This is a genomic window from Methylosinus sp. Sm6, from assembly GCF_019802345.1.
Taxonomy (GTDB): domain Bacteria; phylum Pseudomonadota; class Alphaproteobacteria; order Rhizobiales; family Beijerinckiaceae; genus Methylosinus.
The window spans coordinates 1-17014 of the sequence record NZ_JAINDZ010000015.1; the positions used below are offsets into that span (position 1 = coordinate 1).

Consider the following 17014-nt stretch of genomic DNA (forward strand, 5'->3'; position numbering starts at 1 on the left):
AGTCGCCAAACTCAGGACCGGATTAGAATCAATGTCATGCGCTTGTACAACCAATTTTTGTGCCGGACAGCCGTGCGACAAGCGCGGGCATGACGCGGTTGCACGGAATTTGTTAACCTGGATTCGAAGCCGTGCGTGAGCGCAGCAGTGGATTGACCGTCGCCGACGCGGGGACTAATTCTGACCATGCGAGAACATTTTCATCGCTCCCCGCGATTGCGCCGATTGAAACGCTCCCCGACCCTGGAGCTCGATCGTCTCGCCGGCGGGAGGGCGCGAGGACATATTCATGCCGACACGTCATTGGCGCGCCATGCCGCGACGCCGTGATGATTTTTCGCACGCGGGCGGCCGCTGATCGAGAGGGCTGCGGTCTTCCTCGTGAGCGACAAGCGCGCCTTTGCGGCCTGCAAGGCCTCGGCGCTCCAGGCGACGACGGACGGCCGGCTCGATGAGGCGCTCGCGCTGTGGGAAACCATGCGCGAGCGCTGACCGGGCGAGACCGTCGGCTATTGCGGCGCCATCACCTGCACCCGCGCGCTGTACGTCCACGCACTGTTCGTGCTCGGCCGCGACGATCGGCTGGAGGAGGCGATCGCGCTGCTCGACGCGCGTTTTCCGCAGAGCCCTCTGCGCATCGCCGCCGAGGCGATGCTCGCGACGCGGCGGGAGGATTGGGATCGGGCGCTGGATCTGTGGCGGGAACATATGCGCCTCGATCCGGAGGATGCGGCGGGATGGCAAGGATATGGCTCCGCCTCGCAGGGCCGGCGGCTCGCGCTTCTTGAGCGCGGCGGCGTGGAGCCCGAGATCGACCAGGTCGATCGCGCGCAGATCGACGTGGTCGAGGACGACGACGCGCGCAAGCTGATGCTCGGTTTCGAGAGCATGGGGTTCGATTGCGAGTTCGGCCTCGTGCAGCGCCGCTTCGGCGCCGAGCCGCTCGGCCTGCTGCGGTTCAACTCGGTGCAGGTCGGCGGGCTCGTCGAGGCCCTCGCGCATCGCTTCGACGGCATGGGCGAGCCCGAGCACACCGCGCTCGGAACCTCGAAAGGCGAGTATTTCATTCGCGATCGTCGATGGGGCCTCGCCATGCACACTTTCCTCTATGAAGGCTGCGAGGACGCCGAGCGCCTGCATGCGAAGCTCTGCCGCCGCGTCGTCTTCTTGAAGGACAAGCTGCTGGCCGATCTCGCCGAAGGCCGCAAGATTTTCGTCTTCTCCTCGAGCGCGCTGCAGCTCGACGAACTGCTGATGCTGCATGCGGCCTTGTCCGGATTCGGCGACATTGCGCTGCTGCATGTGCGCCCGATCGGCGCGCGCGCCGCCGGCCTCGAAGGAGGGAAGGCAGGGGAGGCGATCGAGATCCGGCCGCGCCTGTTCGTCGGCTTCGTGAGCCGCTACGGCAATAATGCGAGAGGCGAGTGGAACATTCCCTTCGACGAATGGCTGGGCGTCTGTCGCGCGACGGCGCGAATGCGGGGCTCGGCGCCGCCGATGTGAACCTCTACGATCCACCCGGGAATCGCCCGACCGCCGTCATGGCGCGCGTCGATCGATCCGAACGCGCGCGAGAGCGAGGCTGGAGGCTCGCGCTGGCGCGAGCGCAGCGGTCGATTGACCATCGCCGTCGCCGGAGTTTATTCTGCGGGCGAAATTATTTCAGCCTCCGCTCGCTGATCGCGCCGGCGGGAAGGCGCGATTGATTTCGACGCGAGGACCGCTCCCATGCCCACACGCCGATGGCGTTTCCCACATCGAGGCCGCGTCCCCGTCGCCTGCCCGGACGGCCGCTGATGCGGATCCCGAACATCGTCGCCGCGCTCGCGATGGCGGCGGCCTCCCTTCGTGGCGACAAGCGCGACCTCGAGGCGCGCAAGGCTGCGGCGCTGAAGGCGATCGCCGCGGGCCGGCTCGAGGAGGCGCTCGCGCAGTTCGAGGCCGCGCGCGACCATTGGCCTTTCGAGCCCTCCGTCCATTGCGGCGCCATTGCCTGCAATCGCGCTCTGCAGCGCTATGATCACGCCCAGCAGCTGGTCGAGCGCGCTCTGGAGCGGTTCCCGAACAATAGCTCGGTGATCGCGGAAGCGGCCGCCCTCGCTCAATCGCGCTTCGATTGGCCGCGCGCATTGGAGTTCTGGGAGAAGATCATCCATCGACGCGACTGCGGCGCGATCTATCTCGAGACCTATGCGCTCGCGGCCTTCGTGCTGGGGCGCGACGATCGGCTCGAGGAAGCGCTGCGCCTCATTCGCAAGCGCTTCCCCGACAGCCCCGCCGCGTTCTCGACCGAAGCGCAGCTGGCGATGCGCCGGGAGCAGTGGGATCGGGCGCTGACCCTCTGGCGGGAGTATTCGCGTCTTCGCCCCGGTGATGCGTACGGCTGGGAGCATTCGGGCCTCGCCGAGCACAACCTTGCGCTCGAGCGCGCCGAGCAGAACGATTCCCGACACGAGATCGCGGCTCCCGTTCACATCGACGTGGTCGAGAACGAGGACGCCCGCACGCTGCTGCTCTCGTTCGAGAGTCTCGGACACAATTGCGAGCTCGGCCTCGTGCAGCGCCGCTTCGGCGCCGAGCCGCTCGGCCTGCTGCGTTTCAATCGGGTCGAGATCGGCGGCTTGATCGAAGCGGCGGCCAATCGCTTCGACGGCATGGGCGCGCCCGGGCGCACCGCGCTCACCACCCACCCCAACGGCGAGTATTTCATCGAGGATCGGCGTTGGGGCCTCGCCATGCACACATTCATCTACAAATGGAGCGAGGACGCCGAGCGCCTGCATCCCAAGCTCTGTCGCCGCGTCGCCTTCTTGAAGGACAAGCTGTTGGCCGATCTCGCCGAAGGCCGCAAGACTTTCGTCTTCTCCTCGAGCACGCTGCGTTTCGAGCAATTGCTGATGCTGCATTCGGCGCTCGCTTCATGCGGCGACGTCGCGCTTCTGCATGTGCGCCCGATCGGCGCGCCGTCCGCGGGCTTCCCGCGAGGCGAGGCCGGGCGCGTGATCGAGGCGCGTCCGCGATTGTTCGTCGGCTATCTCTCGCGGCCCGGCTCCAATGCGAGAGGCGAGTGGAACGTTCCCTTCGACGAGTGGCTGGACATCTGTCGCGCGACAGCGAGATTGAGAGGCGCGGCCGCGCTCGCCGAGCCGGCCGCCGCGCTCGGGGCGTCCGCATGAGCGGCGGCGCCGAGCTCTACTGGCTCGCGAGCCCCGCCGATGATTGGCGCGCGCGCGTCCGCGATCTTGCCCGCATGCGCGGCGACGCCGCGGCTCTCTCGCTGGCGTCCGCGCTCGCCGATCACCGGCTGAATTTCCAGCTGACCAATATGTTGGCCTCGGCCGTCGGCGACGTCTTTCCCGCCGCGCCGGTCGAGGCGCTGGCCACGACGCCGGAGCGGCTGGCGCTGCTCTCCTCATCCACGACGACGCATCTCCTCCCGGCCATCAAAATGGCCGCCCTCCGCCGCGGGCTGTGGCTCGATCTCTACGAGAATTCCTATGGCCTCTATCGCCAGGAGCTCGTCGATCGCGCATCGCCGCTGCACGGCTTCGCGCCGACTTCGGTTCTCTTCGCGCTCGACGCCGATCATGTCGCGGCGAGCGTCGGCGCCTGCCGCAGCCGCGAGCAGGCTGCGGAACATCTTGCGCGCTTCCTCCACGATCTCGCCGAGCTGTGGCGGCTCGCGCGCGAGCGCTTCGGCTGCACGCTCATGCAGCAGGCCATCGTGCCGCGCGCGCCGGCGCTCATCGGCTCCAACGAGCACCGCCATCCCGGCTCCGCCGCCGCCTTCATCGCCGCGGCCAATCATCGCCTGCGCGAAGCCTGCGACGCGCATGGCGTCGATCTCGTCGGCGTCGACGCCCGCATCGTGATCGACGGCCTCGCCGCTTGGCACAGTCGCGCCTATTGGCTCAAGGCGAAGCAGGAGATCACGCTGACCGCGGCGCCGATGTATGGCGAGCTGGTCGCGCGTCTCATCGCCGCGCGCCGCGGCCGCGTCGCCAAATGCTGCGTGCTCGATCTCGACAACACGCTATGGGGCGGCGTCGTGGGCGACGATGGCGCTTCCGGCGTCGTCGTCGGCCAAGGCAGCGCGCGGGGCGAGGCCTTCGTCGCCGTGCAGAAATATGCGCAGGAGCTGCGCCGACGCGGCGTCATCCTCGCCGTGTGCTCGAAGAACGACGAAGCCGTGGCGCGCTCGCCTTTCGAGACCAATCCGGAGATGGTGCTGAAGCTCGCGGATTTCGGCTGCTTCACCGCCAATTGGAACGACAAGGCCACGAATTTGCGCGAGATCGCGCGCGTGCTGAACATCGGCCTCGACGCGCTCGTCTTCGTCGACGACAATCCGTTCGAGCGCGCGCTCGTGCGTCGCGAATTGCCGATGGTCGCCGTTCCGGAATTGCCGGCCGAGCCGGAAAACTATGTCGCCTGCCTCGCAGACTCGGGATATTTCGAGAGCGTCGCGCTGACGGATGAGGATTTCGCCCGCGCGAGCCATTATGATCCGGCGCGTCGGCCGCCGGCTGACGGCGCCTCCGCCACGGATCTCGCCGCTTATCTCGAGAGTCTCGACATGCGCCTCGTCTGGGGCGAGGTCGACGAGGCCTCTCTGCCGCGCGTCGTTCAGCTGATCAACAAGACCAATCAATTCAATTTGACCACGCGCCGCTATGGCGAGCCCGAGCTGCGCGCGATCATGGCGGAGCCGTCGAGCCTCGTGCTGCAGTTTCGCCTGCTCGATCGTTTCGGCGACAATGGCCTCGTTTCGGTGATCATTCTCCGCGCGGGCTCGGAGGGCGCGATGCAGAGCGACAGAATACAAATCGATACTTGGCTGATGAGCTGCCGCGTGCTCGGCCGGCGAGTGGAGGAGGCGGCGTTGAATGTGGTCGTCGAGCAAGCGAAGCGGGCGGGCGCGCGCGAGATCATCGGCGTCTTTCTGCGCACGGCGCGAAACGCGATGGTCGAGCGCCATTACGAGCGTCTCGGCTTCGCGCTCCTCGGCGAGAGCGAGGCGGAATCGACGAGCGCGCTCGCTCTCGGCGCATTTTCTCCGCGCGCGACCGCGATCCGAATCTGCGCGGGGCGCGAATGATCCCCGACAGCGCCATCTATGACGAACTCGCCGTCATCTTCGCGGATGTGTTCATGAGAGACGTCGCGCTGTCGGCGACGCTCTCGGCGCGCGACGTCGCCGGCTGGGATTCGTTCAAGCAGATCGAGATCGTCATGGCGACCGAGGAGCGTTTCGCCATGAAGTTCACCTCCGCCGAGCTGGACGACCTGCGCAATCTCGGCGATCTCGCGCGCATTGTCGCGCAGAGGGGCCGGCTGCCCGGCGCCGCCTGAGCAGCGCGGGCCGCCCGCCGCGGCGGCGTCAGAGCCGCGTCCAGCTCCGCGCCGCGCCCATCATCGCCGCGTTGAACGTGCTTCCGGTCAGAATGATCGCCACCGCGAGCGTGAGCAGCGCGATGAGATCGAGCAGGAGATCATTCACGTTGTTGCCGAGCACCGCGAGCACGCCGAGCACGATCGCCGCCAATCCGCCGAGCGCCTGAATATTGGCGGAGCCCCAGGCCATGTCGCCGGCTGCCCCCGTCATCACATGGCGCAGCGCGCGCAGACGCCGCGTGGTGGCGGCGCCGAGCATCAGCGCGGCGCCATAGGCGATCGCCGCGGCGGGCGCGAGCACGGCGGATTCGACGCCGAGCAGCGCGAGCACGCCGAGCACCACGCCCGCCGCGCCCGCCAGAAATATGCCGGAGAAGGCGCCGCCGCCGTCGCCGGAAAAGCCCTCCGTGCGGCCCGTCGGGAGACTGGCCTGGCTATAATGCGCGCGCAGCGAAGCGCTGTGAATCAGCAGAGCCGCGCCGAACACGATCGTCGCGATCACCGCCATCAGCGGCGGATTGATGCCGGCGAGGCCGCAGATCGCGAGCACCAATGTGGCGACGCCGCCGATCGCGTCCGCCGCGCCGCCATAGGCGTAGCCGGTGTCTATGGAGGCGGCCTCTCTGAGCGTCAGTGACATGGGACTCTCCTCGAGCTTCAAAACCCTCGCTCGGGAACTAGTCGCGGCGCGCGCCACGGCAAGAGTCGAAGGCGTCGAGCGCGCGGCGGCGCGCCGCCGCATGATCGACGATCGGGAGCGGATAGGTCTCGCCGAGCCGCACGCCGGCGTCGCGCAGCCTGTGTTCCGGCGCAGTCCAAGGCGCATGAATGAATTTGGCGTCGAGCCGCGCCAGCTCGGGAACAAAGCGGCGCACGAAGGCCCCCTCCGGATCGAATTTCTCGCCCTGCGCCACGGGATTGAAGATGCGGAACCAGGGCGCGGCGTCGGCGCCGCAGCCGGCGGACCATTGCCAGTTGAAGGCGTTGCTCGCGAGATCGGCGTCGACGAGAGTGTCGAAGAACCAGCGCTCGCCGTCGCGCCAGTCCAGCAGCAGATGCTTGACGAGGAAGGAGGCGGCGACCATGCGCAGGCGATTGTGCATCCAGCCCGTGAGCCAGAGCTGGCGCATGCCGGCGTCGACGAAGGGATAGCCGGTCGCTCCGCGCGTCCAGGCGCGCAAGGCCGCGTCGTCCTGCGCCCAGGGAAAGCGCGTGAAGGCTTGGTCGAGCGGCGTGTCCGGCAGGCCCGGATAGGCGAGCAGAATGTGATGGCAGAAGTCGCGCCAGCCGAGCTCGCGCAAAAAGACGGCGATGTCGCTCCGCGGCGCGTCGGCGCGTGCGATCGCGCGCCAGACCTGCCGCGGACCGATCTCGCCCCAATGCAGATGCGGCGAGAGCCGCGAGACGCCCTCGCGCGCGGGAAAATCGCGCGCCGCCGCATAGCCGCGCGCGCCCTCCTCCATGAATTCGTCGAGCCGCGCTCGCGCTCCCCTCTCGCCCGGCCGCCAGGCTTCGCGCAGACCGCCGGCCCAATCGGGCTTGCGCGGCGTCAGGCCGAGGTCGTCGAGGCTCTCGCTCGGCGGCGCGGACGCGGCGCGCAGCGCGGCCGGCGCGCGCACGGGCGCCCCGGGCGCGAGGGCGGCGACAGCCCTGCGCCAGAAGGGCGCGAAGACGCGGAACGCGCGCCCTTCGGCCGAGCGAATCTCGCCGGGCTCGAACAATAGCGCGCCGGGAAAGCTCGCCGCTGCGACCGCGCGCCGGCGCAGCATCGCTTCGATTTCGGCGTCGAGCCGCAACGCGGCCGGCTCATAGACGCGGCTCCAGAAGACGCGTCGCGCGCCGGTCTCCTCGACGATGCGCGCGAGAGCCGCCGCCGCCGGCCCGCGCCGCAGCGTGAGCGCAACGCCGAGCCGCGAAAGATCGGCGCCGAGCGAGGCGAGGCTGTGATGCAGCCACCAGCGCGCGGCGCCGCCGAGCGAAGGATCATCGGTTTCGTCCAAGATGAACAGAGCGACGACCGGCGCGCCTGTATCGGCCGCCGCCGCGAGCGCGAGATTATCGGCAAGGCGCAGATCGCGGCGGAACCACAGGATCGCCGGCGCCTCTGTCATCGCCGGTCCCGCGCCGTGTCTATTCGCCCGTCTGCAGCAGGCTGCCGGCCTCGCGCGCGCTCTCCAGCAGGCGCGAGAACGACCACCAGGCGAGCGCGAACAGAACCGCGTCCAGCGCCAGCCCCATCGCCATCAGATCGGCGCGCAGCGCGTGATCGATCAGCACGCTGCGCAGCCCTTCGAACACATAGGTCGGCGGCAGCGCCCATGAGATCGGCTGCACCCATGCGGGCAGCACGGCGACCGGATAATAGACGCAGCCGAGCGGCTGGATGACGAACATCAGCGACCAGACCAGATTCTCCGCGCCGAGGCCGTAGCGCAGCAGGAGGCCGGCGACGAACAGTCCGACGCTCCAGGCGAACAGGATCAATATGGCGAAGAAGGCCCCGAAGGCGAGGCCGAGCGCCCAGAGATTGAAGCCGAAGAACCAGATCGCCAGCAGCGTCACCGGAACCATGCCGACGACGAGCCGCATCAGGCTCATCGTCATCATCGAGACGACGAATTCCGTCGGCCGCAGCGGGCTCATGAACAGATTGGGGATGTTGCGCGCCCACAGCTCCTCGAGGAAGGAGAAGGAGAAGCCCTGCTGTCCGCGCAGCAAAATGTCCCAAAGCAGCACGGCGCCGATGAGCGAGCCCGCGCCGATCGCCGTGGCGTCCGCCCCGGCGAGCCCGCCCGGCCGGCCGATCAGATAGGCCTGCAGAAAGCCCCAGGTGAGCATCTGCACCAGCGGCCAATACATCATCTCCAGCATGCGCGGATAGGACGAGCGCAAGAGATAGGAATAGCGCAAGGTCATCGCGCCGACGCGCCGCAGCGAGAAGCTCTGCTCGCGCATCATGACGCCGCTCCCGCGCGCCCGCGCGCGACATCGAGGAACACCTCCTCGAGATTGGTGCGGCCGTAGCGGGCGAGCAGCTCGGCGGGCGCGGCGTCGTCGACGAGCCGGCCTGCCTTCAGCATCAGCACGCGGTCGCAGAGGCGCTCGACCTCGGCCATATTGTGCGAGGCGAGCAGGATCGTGCAATTGCGCCTCAGGCGATGATCCTCGAGGCGCGAGCGCACCCAATCGGCGGTGTCGGGATCGAGCGAGGCGGTCGGCTCGTCGAGCAGCAGCAGCTCCGGATCATTGATCAGCGCCTTGGCGAGCGCGACGCGCGTCTTCTGCCCGGCGGAGAGCTTTCCGCTCGGGCGATCGAGGAATTCGGTCAGCGCGAGGCTCTCGGCGAGCCCGGCGATCTTGGCCTCTACGTCGGCGACGCCATAGAGGCGCGCGAACACGGCGAGATTCTGCCGCACCGTCAGGCGATGCGGCATGTCGACATAAGGACTCTCGAAATTCATGCGGCCGAGCGCAGAGTAGCGGTCCTTCAAAAAGTCACGGCCGAAAATTTCGATGGAGCCGGCCGTCGGCGCGATGAGCCCCATGATCATGCCGATGGTGGTGGTCTTGCCGGCGCCATTGCCGCCGAGCAGCCCGGTCACCGAGCCGGCGGGAAGCGCGAAGCTCGAAGGATGCACGGCGACGGTCGCGCCATAGGATTTGGAGAGGCCCGTGACGCGCAGAGCGGGGGTGGATGACGCCATGAAAGGACCTCGCCGAGGAGCGCGCCCTTATGCGAAAGCGGGCGGAGAAATGCAATCTTCGCGTCGCGTGACCAAGCCGAAGGCGGAAAGCCGGAATTGTCAGACTGCTAGGCTCTGGTAACAAAATCAGAAAGAATGAATGGCGTCACTCTTGCCTGTGATCAGCACCGTAGCTGAGGCATTGAACTCTGCATGGTCGATGCGGCGCGCCTCCTCTTGGGAGATAAAAACATGCAACTTTATGGACTTAGTCGCATCAGCCGCGGTTAGCAATTCAAACTGCCTGTTCGTTGTGATTGTCAGCCACCCGGTATTTTTGGCCCGGATGTTTGACCATTTCCGGGTAAAGATAGACTAGTCGCCCATCGCGCACCATCCCATAGAGATACTTCTGAGAAACGTAGGATGTTGTTTTCCTGATAAATGAGGCGATCTCTTCCGCTGACAACGGCCGCCACCGGCATAAATCGATAATAAGTGCTCGAGCCTTTTCGGGTTCCAGTCTCTTACCAATTGCCTGGACGCGGAGCCTAAGCTCCGGGGGTAGATCGGAAGCCAAAGCTAGCCTGTCCCCACTCTTACCATACATCTTATGTCCACTAACATCCATGCTAGCATCCATGTTAGCGGCCCCTTGAGCTGGAAATGAACGCCCAGGCACATAGTACGTCCTCGCTCCGCTGCCCCTATCCGATATGAGATACAACGATCTCAGATGCCTGAGGCTCTTACTGGCGCCTAGCGTGTCGGACTGCGTAAGGCTTCTGTAGGTCGAATTATCGATAGCCCCAACTTCTCGCATAAATATAAGAGCTCTCATTTGGTCTTCTGTTAAGTCCATAGACTTAAATTGCGAAAGCCATTCCCAGTCATTTTCATTAAGAAAGTGGTGTAGTAGGAATATAGCTCTAAATTCGTCATTATCTCGGTCGGAATCAAACGTTGGAGATGATAATCCGCTATTCGCCATATACTTTCTCATGACGCGGATACCGCTGCCTTTTGTCTCGGCGAAGCGGGTTTCATGCAAGATTTCAGCAATATGGGGGTTGCGGATCAGCGAACCCGGTTCGTCGAACCGTTCCTGCGATTTGAGAGAGTATCCGGGGTTTTTAATCTCAATGCGATTTGAGTACCTGATGATTTGAATCGGTTGGGCTATCTGGTAACTCCTGTGCATCAGCGAGTTCACAACGGCTTCGCGTATCACCCGATAAGGAATGACTGGAAGCTCTGTCCGCTGCCCGGAGCCATTTTCATCAATGCCAAACGCTTTTGGCAGGTCGTCAATTATCGCCGCAATGACGCGCGGGAGTAGCGTAAGCACTGGCCCACGCATGTCAACAGACTCAAAAACCCTTTCAGGGTCAGAAACCCATGCATTTCCGGGTATTCTTACGTAATCAACTCTATTACTAGGAAACAATCGACGCAACGCGGCCTGCTTGCCAAACATAACAAGTCCTGTTACCGTGACCCTAACCGATTCATTAGACCTTTTTATAGCTCCTAGAGCGTATAACATGTCCTCGTCTGTCCAAGTTAGTTCCTCCGCCAGCCTGTTAACTTCTGCTCTCGCGCGCCTGTAGGCCCCGATCGCCAATTCATCCAAATCGTCATAAACGGCATCAGCAACGATGCAGGAGTCGTAAGGCTCATGTGTCTTGTTGTGAAAAAATGCGAGTAAATCCTCGTCAGTGCAACGGACGTCTGTTGGTCCGTTTCGGCGAAACGCCCCTCGAGGAAGCCCTTGGCTCTTGAAGTAGAGAGGCTTCTGATTGCGCTGTAGCTCCGGGACGTCGACCTTTACGACGATCTTCTCTCCGACTTTCTCTTGCGAGATATCCACGCGGACAGGAATGTTGAAAATTGTCGTGCAACCTGACGCGATGTCAGAAGCGATCTTGTCGGGTCCAGAAACGCCAGACACGCTGTAGAGCGGGAACAGTGCCTGCTCTTTCTCAATCCCTAGTAAAATCGTGCCCCCGCCCAGATCTGGCTCGTTGCTTAAGGCGCAGACTGTTTCGTAAAACGACTTTCCGACATCAGCGCCTGAAATCTCCTTAGCTTCGAGGTGCTCTGTTTCGTCCGTCTCGTTTAGTTCTTGAATGAGCGCCGTGGCGCTTTTTGCGGAGATCATAGTCACGCCCCAGGGTCAGCGCCCTATCATACATGGTAGATCACCACAAGCGACACAAATCCTAGGTCTTGTCTCGAGGCAACAATCCATTTTCTAAAATTAAAAATCGTCGTATCGCTGGCGCGCTTGACAGCGCCCGCCTCCTCGCCACACTCGCGGCCATGGACAGGGAGAACCTCGCGGCGCTGCTCGACTGGTATGTCGCGGTCGGCGTCGACATCGCCGTCGACGAGACGCCGCACGACCGTTTCGCCGAGAGCGCCGCGTCGCCCCCGCCCGCGGCCCCTTCCGCGCCGCGCCGCGAGCCGCTCGCGGTCGCCCCGACGCCCGCCCGGCGCGGCGCCGGAGCGCCGGTGTTTCCCGAGGAAGCGGCGCGAGAGGCGCGCGAGGCCGCGGCCGGCGCCGGCGATCTCGAGACGCTGCGCGCGCGGCTCGCCGATTTCGACGGCTGCGCGCAGCTGAAGGCGGCGGCGGCGCATTTTCTGTTCTCGGCCGGCGCGCCCGGCGCTCCGCTGATGACGCTCGATTTCGCGCCCGGCGAGGAGGACGAGCGCTCGGGCGCGGCCTTCGCCGGCAAAGAGGCGCGGCTCCTGGACAATATGCTGAAGGCGATCGGGCGCGACCGATCCAGCGCCTATCTCGCTTATGCGACGCCCTGGCGCCCGCCCGGCGCGCGCGAGCTGAACGCGGGTGAGGCGGCGGCGCTGCAGCCCTTCCTGCGCCGGCATGTGGAGCTGGCGGCTCCGAAAATCCTGCTGCTGCTCGGCGACTACGCCGCCCGCGCGGCGCTCGGCGCGACCGATGTGGCGAAGCTGCGCGGCCAATGGTTCGATTATGACGCCGGCGCAGCGCGGCCGCGCGCGCTGCTCGCGCCCTCGCTCGACGGCCTGCTGAAGACGCCGGCGCTGAAACGCCGCGCCTGGCGCGAGCTGCGCGCCGTCGCCGCAGCGCTCAGCTGAAGGCTCTATCCCAGCCAGCCCGCAAGCTCGCGCCGCAGAATCGACTCCAGCGCAGAGATCCCGTCATGGCTGTCGTTGAGACACGGGAGCCGGGCGAATTTCTCGCCGCCCGCCGCGAGGAACGAATGGCGCAGCTCGACGCCGATCTCCTCCATAGTTTCGAGGCAATCGGCGACGAAGCCCGGCGTCAGCAGAGCGATGCGCTTCACGCCGCTGTCGGCCAGCTCTCGCACCAGGCTCGCCGTATAAGGCCCGGTCCATTGCGCGCGGCCGAAGCGCGATTGAAAGGTGAGCCGCATCCGCTCCGGCGGTAGACAGAGCGCTGTGCGCAGCAATTCGAAAGTCGTCTCGCAATGGCGCCGATAAGGATCGCCGCGATCGATCTGCGCCTGCGGCAGTCCGTGAAAGGAGGCGACGAGAACCTCGGGCTCGAATTCGAGCGCCGCGAGCGCGGCGCGCGCCGAGGTCGCGAGCGCGTCGATATAGGCGGGATCGTCATAGAAAGGCGCGGCGATGCGCAGCGCCGGCTGCGCGCGCATCGTCATCAGCACGCGAAAGGCTTCGTCGGCGACGGAGGCGTTGGTGGAGGCCGCATATTGCGGATAGGCCGGCAGCACGACAATGCGCTCGCACCCTTGCGCGCATAGCGAATGCAGCCGCTCGCCGATCGACGGCCCGGCGTAGCGCATGGCGAAATCGACGACGACGCCCTGCGGAGAAAGTCGCGCGGCGAGCCGTTCCGCCTGCGCGCGCGTGATCGTCTTCAGCGGGCCTTCGTCGCGCTCGTCGTTCCACACCGCGCGATAGGCGCGCGCCGAGCGCAGCGGACGAACGGTCAGCACCAATGTCTCGAGCAGCGGCCGCCACATCAGCGGCGGCAGATCGACGACGCGGCGATCGGACAGGAACTCGCGCAAATAGCGCCGCACGGACCAGTAATCGGCGCCGCGCGGAGTGCCCAGATTGACGAGCAGCGCGCCGACGGGCGTATCGCTCATGAAAAGCCCTTCTCGAATGCGGCGAGCTCTTCGGGCGCCAGCGAGAAGCCATGCTCCTGCGCCGGAAAGCGCCCTTCGCGCACGTCGCGCGCATAAGCGGCGACGGCGCCGCGCAGCGCCGCGCCGATCTCGCCATAGCGGCGGTTATGCTTGTACTCGCGCCGTCCGAGCGCCGCGAGATCATGCAGGACGAGCACCTGCCCGTCGCATTGCGCGCCGGCGCCGATGCCGATGGTCGGGGCGTGCAGGGTCTCGGTGATGCGCGCGGCGAGCTCGCGCGGAATGAGCTCCAGCACGAGGAAATCCTGCCCCGCTTCATCGAGCGCCACCGCGTCGTCGAGCAGCTTGCGCGCCGTCTGCGCGGTCTTGCCCTGCCGGCGCTTGGCCGCTTGATGCTGCGACTCGAGCCCGACGTGGCAGCACACGTCATGCCCGCCGTCCTTCAGCGCGCGCACGATGTCGAGCCGCGCGCCCTCGAATTTCACGCAATCGGCGCCGGCCGCGGCGAGACGCGCGGCGCTCTCCTGCGCCTGTTCGGGCGTGTCATAGGTCGCGTAGGGAAGATCGCCGATGATATAGGCGCCGGGCGCGCCGCGGCGCACGGCGGCGATGTGATGAGCCATGTCGGCGAGCGTCACCTCGCGCTCGCTCGCATAGCCGAGCACATTCGTGCCGACGCTGTCGCCGACCATGATGATGTCGACGCCGGCCTCGGCCTCGTCCCTGGCGGTCGGCGCGTCATAGGCAGTGAGCACGACGATTTTCTCGCCGCGCGCTTTCATGAGGCGATATGCTTGCGCTCTGGACATGGGCTTCCGTGGGCTGCGCCGCCCGCGCCCGCTGCTTCAGCGCGAGCAGGCGTGCGGCGGCATGGGCAGGCGGATGTCCTGAAGCTCATAGCTGCATTTGTCGCAACCGGAAAGCAGCGCAAACGCCGCGGCCAAGACCGCCGGAACAAGGAACCTACGCAAGACCCGCACTCCCCGCGACCCCATCGCGGAGGCATTTTAGCAAGGGACGATTAACAGCGCGAGAAGGAAGCGCAAGGCGATCGGATAAGGGAATATACACCTATGCCCTGGTCCTGAGGCGCTCGCGAAGCGGGCAAGGACGGCAGCGGGGAGAAGGCTTTGATTTCGCACTGAGGCCGTCCTTCGAGACGCCGCCTGCGGCGGCTCAGGACGAGGTTCGGGATTTCTGTCCTTCACCCGATCGTCCTGGAATGGAGCGCCTCAGCGAGGGAAAGCTTCACCCGGCCCCTCACCGCAGCACGAACACCTTGGTCCCGACCTTCACCCGGTCATAGAGGTCGACCGCATCGGCGTTGGTCATGCGGATGCAGCCGGAGGAGACGGCGGCGCCCATCGTATCCGGCTCGTTGGAGCCGTGGATGCGATATTGGCTGGAGCCCAGATACATCGCCCGCGCCCCGAGCGGATTGTCCATGCCGCCCTCCATATGGCGGGGCAGATCCGGCCGGCGCTTCAGCATGGTCGCGGGCGGGCGCCAATCGGGCCATTCGCGCTTGGCGGTGATGGTCTTGATCCCCGCCCATTCGAACCCCTCGCGCCCGACGCCGACGCCATATTCGATGGCCCGCGTCCGGCTCAGCACGTAATAGAGCCGCCGCTCCTTGGTGGAGACGACCACCGAGCCCCGTGGAAATTCCGGATGCTTCCAGAGGACGGTCTGACGCGGGATGGACTGGATACGGAACTGATTGATGAAATCGGCGACCGGCCCACGATCGAAGGGGTTCGCAGCCGCCGGCGCGGCAGGGGAGAGGAGAAGAGCGAGGGCAAAGAGAAGAGCGAGGGCGCCGGCGATGCGCGCCCGGTCGGTCGAGGTCATGAAGACTTCCCTCGTGAACGGTGGAGGGCGGTTGTCGGCGGGGAATGCGGCCGAAGTGGGGATAGGGAGCGGGCTCCTTCCGAGCCGATCATCGATGCGGCGGCGGCGGATGCGGCGCATGTGGCGAATTCCGGACCGGAGCCCGTCCCTGCAGCCTATGTCGTCGTGATTGCTTTCCAATCGAGCTCGAAGCGCGCGAGATATTTGCGCAATCGATCGGCGTCATTGACGCTCGAGCGTTGCGCGCGAGAGGCCGAAAACAGCGCGCGGCCGGCGGCGCTGAGGGAGGAATGCGCGCGGCAGACCCGCACCACGGCCGCGAGCTGAACGCGATCGAAAAGATCGACGCCGGCGAGCGCGTCCTCGTCGAAGAATTGGCGCAGCAAGGCCTCCGGTCCCTCCGCGCCGCCGCGCGACCATGATCTCTCCAGCCGCGCGATCTCTTCGACGACGATGTCCTCGGTGATGCGGCGCGCCGGCGCCAAGGTGGCCATGCGCGTCACCGAGGCGCCGAGATCACGGAAATTCCCGCGCCAGAGCGCGCGGTCGGAGCGCGCGAAGGCGAGATAGCGCTCTCGCGCTTCGCGATTGAAGGTCGCGCGGGCGCCTTCGCGCTCGGAAAAGCGCGTCAGCTCGAAATCGAGATTGGGCTCTATGTCCTCGCGACGGTCCTTCAGCGCCGGCAGCTCGAAGGTCCAGAGATCGAGACGCGCCAGCAAATCCTCGCGGAATTTCCCTTTGGCGACGTCGAGCGAAAGGTCGCGATTGGTGCCGACGATGAGCTGGAAATCGCTCATCGCTTCCTTGTCGGCGCCGAGCGGCAGGAAACGCTTCTCTTCTATGGCGCGCAGGATCATCGCCTGCTCGTCGAGGCCGAGCTCGCCGATCTCGTCGAGAAAGAGAATCCCGCCATCCGCCTTGCGCAGCAGGCCGGGCCGATCGGCGAGCGCGCCGGTGAAGGCGCCCTTCGCATGGCCGAACAGCGCCGACATCGCGCCGTCGCCGCGCAGCGTCGCGCAATTCACTTCGACAAAGGGACCTCTGAGGCGATGGCGCGTCTTCTTCAATTCATAGATGCGGCTCGCGAGCCGCGATTTGCCGGCTCCCGTCGGACCCGTGAGCAGCAGCGGCGCCTTGGAGAGGGCCGCGACCTGCTCGATGCGCTCGATCATCCGATTGAACGCCTCGTTGCGCGTGGAGATGCCCGATTTGAGGAAAGACGTCGCCTCCGCCTTCTCCGCGGCGAAGCGCGTCGCAATCTTGTCGTAGCGCGCGAGATCGAGATCGATGATGTCGTATTTGCCGGCTCCGCCGTCGCGCCAGCGCTTGGGCGGCGTCAGCTGCAGGATTTTTGCCGGAACGTAATGCGCCTCGACGAGCAGGAACCAGCAGATCTGCGCGACATGCGTGCCCGTGGTGATGTTGACGAGATAATCCTCCTTCTCCGTGTCGAAAGGAAAGGCGTCGGCGAAGTCGCGCATGGCGCCATAGACCTCCTGAAAATCCCAGGGGTCTGAAAAGTTCAAAATATGCGCGCGGACCTTCGTTTCCGGCGAGACCTGCGCGATGTCGCGCGCGACGCGCTCGGCGAGCGATGCGGCGTGATCGTCGTGAAGGAGCTCCAGCCGGTCGACCAGAAAATCTTCATGCTGGCAGAGCGCCACGGTCGGACGCCAGCGCTCCCAGCGATTGTCCTTGCCGGCGTCCATCGTCGTGCCGAGGAAGCCGATCACCACCCGGGGCCGCGCCATGAGTCTATCCTAAAATCTAAAGACGATATTTTTATATCGGCATTGAGCGCGCGGCAATCGCGCAATCTTGCGCCGGCCGAAATTTTTCACGCTTCAAAACAGTGTGTTGTACGATGACGTCGCCGATGCGGACGCTCTGGCACGCCCGTCGCCATGGAGCCTCCGTCACGGGACCAGCGACAGTCCGCGAGGAGCGCTTTCAAAACGAGGAATGACC

14 protein-coding genes are annotated in these 17014 nt (G+C 65.6%); 5 read left to right on the forward strand and 9 right to left on the reverse strand.

The window, feature by feature from the left end:
- The first annotated feature begins 561 nt into the window (after positions 1 to 561).
- The 4 genes from K3F48_RS11580 to K3F48_RS11595 all read left to right on the forward strand — a co-directional run bounded on the left by K3F48_RS11580 (position 562) and on the right by K3F48_RS11595 (position 5352).
- A complete protein-coding gene (locus K3F48_RS11580) occupies positions 562 to 1503 on the forward strand; it encodes a hypothetical protein (protein WP_222575602.1) in 942 nt (313 codons plus the stop codon).
- 293 nt (positions 1504 to 1796) lie between these two features.
- Positions 1797 to 3176, forward strand: a complete 1380-nt coding sequence (locus K3F48_RS11585) for a lipopolysaccharide assembly protein LapB (RefSeq protein ID WP_222575603.1) — start codon at positions 1797 to 1799, stop codon at positions 3174 to 3176.
- Positions 3173 to 5098 carry an HAD family hydrolase gene (locus K3F48_RS11590; protein WP_222575604.1) on the forward strand — a complete coding sequence of 642 codons (1926 nt, stop codon included), beginning with the start codon at positions 3173 to 3175 and terminating at the stop codon, positions 5096 to 5098. Before K3F48_RS11585 ends, K3F48_RS11590 begins: the two co-directional genes overlap by 4 nt.
- Positions 5095 to 5352 (forward strand): acyl carrier protein, encoded by a 258-nt coding sequence (locus K3F48_RS11595; protein ID WP_222575605.1) that lies wholly within the window; start codon positions 5095 to 5097, stop codon positions 5350 to 5352. Before K3F48_RS11590 ends, K3F48_RS11595 begins: the two co-directional genes overlap by 4 nt.
- Before the next feature lie 28 nt (positions 5353 to 5380).
- Here K3F48_RS11595 and K3F48_RS11600 read toward each other — a convergent pair whose 3' ends face one another.
- The 5 genes from K3F48_RS11600 to K3F48_RS11620 all read right to left on the reverse strand — a co-directional run bounded on the left by K3F48_RS11600 (position 5381) and on the right by K3F48_RS11620 (position 11238).
- Entirely contained in the window at positions 5381 to 6034 is a 654-nt protein-coding gene (locus K3F48_RS11600; protein WP_222575606.1) for a hypothetical protein, read from the reverse strand.
- Positions 6035 to 6071: 37 nt separating this feature from the next.
- Positions 6072 to 7505, reverse strand: coding sequence for a deoxyribodipyrimidine photo-lyase (locus tag K3F48_RS11605; RefSeq protein ID WP_222575607.1), 1434 nt, complete (start codon positions 7503 to 7505; stop codon positions 6072 to 6074).
- Positions 7506 to 7524: 19 nt separating this feature from the next.
- Entirely contained in the window at positions 7525 to 8352 is an 828-nt protein-coding gene (locus K3F48_RS11610; RefSeq protein ID WP_370631405.1) for an ABC transporter permease, read from the reverse strand.
- Positions 8349 to 9098 carry an ABC transporter ATP-binding protein gene (locus K3F48_RS11615; RefSeq protein WP_222575608.1) on the reverse strand — a complete coding sequence of 250 codons (750 nt, stop codon included), beginning with the start codon at positions 9096 to 9098 and terminating at the stop codon, positions 8349 to 8351. Before K3F48_RS11615 ends, K3F48_RS11610 begins: the two co-directional genes overlap by 4 nt.
- 274 nt (positions 9099 to 9372) lie before the next feature.
- Positions 9373 to 11238, reverse strand: coding sequence for an ATP-binding protein (locus K3F48_RS11620; RefSeq protein ID WP_222575609.1), 1866 nt, complete (start codon positions 11236 to 11238; stop codon positions 9373 to 9375).
- A 161-nt stretch (positions 11239 to 11399) separates the two neighbouring features.
- Here K3F48_RS11620 and K3F48_RS11625 point away from each other — a divergent pair, with 161 nt between their 5' ends.
- Positions 11400 to 12197 carry a uracil-DNA glycosylase family protein gene (locus tag K3F48_RS11625; RefSeq protein WP_222575610.1) on the forward strand — a complete coding sequence of 266 codons (798 nt, stop codon included), beginning with the start codon at positions 11400 to 11402 and terminating at the stop codon, positions 12195 to 12197.
- Positions 12198 to 12202: 5 nt separating this feature from the next.
- Here K3F48_RS11625 and hemH read toward each other — a convergent pair whose 3' ends face one another.
- The 4 genes from hemH to rtcR all read right to left on the reverse strand — a co-directional run bounded on the left by hemH (position 12203) and on the right by rtcR (position 16797).
- The gene (hemH, locus tag K3F48_RS11630; RefSeq protein ID WP_222575611.1) at positions 12203 to 13195 is read right to left on the reverse strand and encodes a ferrochelatase; all 993 of its coding nucleotides are present in this window, start codon (positions 13193 to 13195) and stop codon (positions 12203 to 12205) included.
- Complete coding sequence (gene panB, locus K3F48_RS11635) at positions 13192 to 14004, reverse strand: 3-methyl-2-oxobutanoate hydroxymethyltransferase (RefSeq protein WP_222575612.1); 813 nt, start codon at positions 14002 to 14004, stop codon at positions 13192 to 13194. The genes hemH and panB overlap by 4 nt, the downstream gene beginning before the upstream one ends.
- 451 nt (positions 14005 to 14455) lie before the next feature.
- Positions 14456 to 15046, reverse strand: coding sequence for a L,D-transpeptidase (locus K3F48_RS11640; RefSeq protein ID WP_222575613.1), 591 nt, complete (start codon positions 15044 to 15046; stop codon positions 14456 to 14458).
- Between the two features lie 155 nt (positions 15047 to 15201).
- Entirely contained in the window at positions 15202 to 16797 is a 1596-nt protein-coding gene (rtcR, locus tag K3F48_RS11645; RefSeq protein ID WP_222575614.1) for an RNA repair transcriptional activator RtcR, read from the reverse strand.
- Positions 16798 to 17014 lie beyond the last annotated feature (217 nt).

Coding starts and splice junctions, on each gene's coding strand:
- K3F48_RS11585 (WP_222575603.1), top strand. CDS start 1,797: ATGCGGATCCCGAACATCGTCGCCGCGCTCGCGATGGCGGCGGCCTCC.
- K3F48_RS11590 (WP_222575604.1), top strand. CDS start 3,173: ATGAGCGGCGGCGCCGAGCTCTACTGGCTCGCGAGCCCCGCCGATGAT.
- K3F48_RS11595 (WP_222575605.1), top strand. CDS start 5,095: ATGATCCCCGACAGCGCCATCTATGACGAACTCGCCGTCATCTTCGCG.
- K3F48_RS11600 (WP_222575606.1), bottom strand. CDS start 6,034: ATGTCACTGACGCTCAGAGAGGCCGCCTCCATAGACACCGGCTACGCC.
- K3F48_RS11605 (WP_222575607.1), bottom strand. CDS start 7,505: ATGACAGAGGCGCCGGCGATCCTGTGGTTCCGCCGCGATCTGCGCCTT.
- K3F48_RS11610 (WP_370631405.1), bottom strand. CDS start 8,352: ATGATGCGCGAGCAGAGCTTCTCGCTGCGGCGCGTCGGCGCGATGACC.
- K3F48_RS11615 (WP_222575608.1), bottom strand. CDS start 9,098: ATGGCGTCATCCACCCCCGCTCTGCGCGTCACGGGCCTCTCCAAATCC.
- K3F48_RS11620 (WP_222575609.1), bottom strand. CDS start 11,238: ATGATCTCCGCAAAAAGCGCCACGGCGCTCATTCAAGAACTAAACGAG.
- K3F48_RS11625 (WP_222575610.1), top strand. CDS start 11,400: ATGGACAGGGAGAACCTCGCGGCGCTGCTCGACTGGTATGTCGCGGTC.
- hemH (WP_222575611.1), bottom strand. CDS start 13,195: ATGAGCGATACGCCCGTCGGCGCGCTGCTCGTCAATCTGGGCACTCCG.
- panB (WP_222575612.1), bottom strand. CDS start 14,004: ATGTCCAGAGCGCAAGCATATCGCCTCATGAAAGCGCGCGGCGAGAAA.
- K3F48_RS11640 (WP_222575613.1), bottom strand. CDS start 15,046: ATGACCTCGACCGACCGGGCGCGCATCGCCGGCGCCCTCGCTCTTCTC.
- rtcR (WP_222575614.1), bottom strand. CDS start 16,797: ATGGCGCGGCCCCGGGTGGTGATCGGCTTCCTCGGCACGACGATGGAC.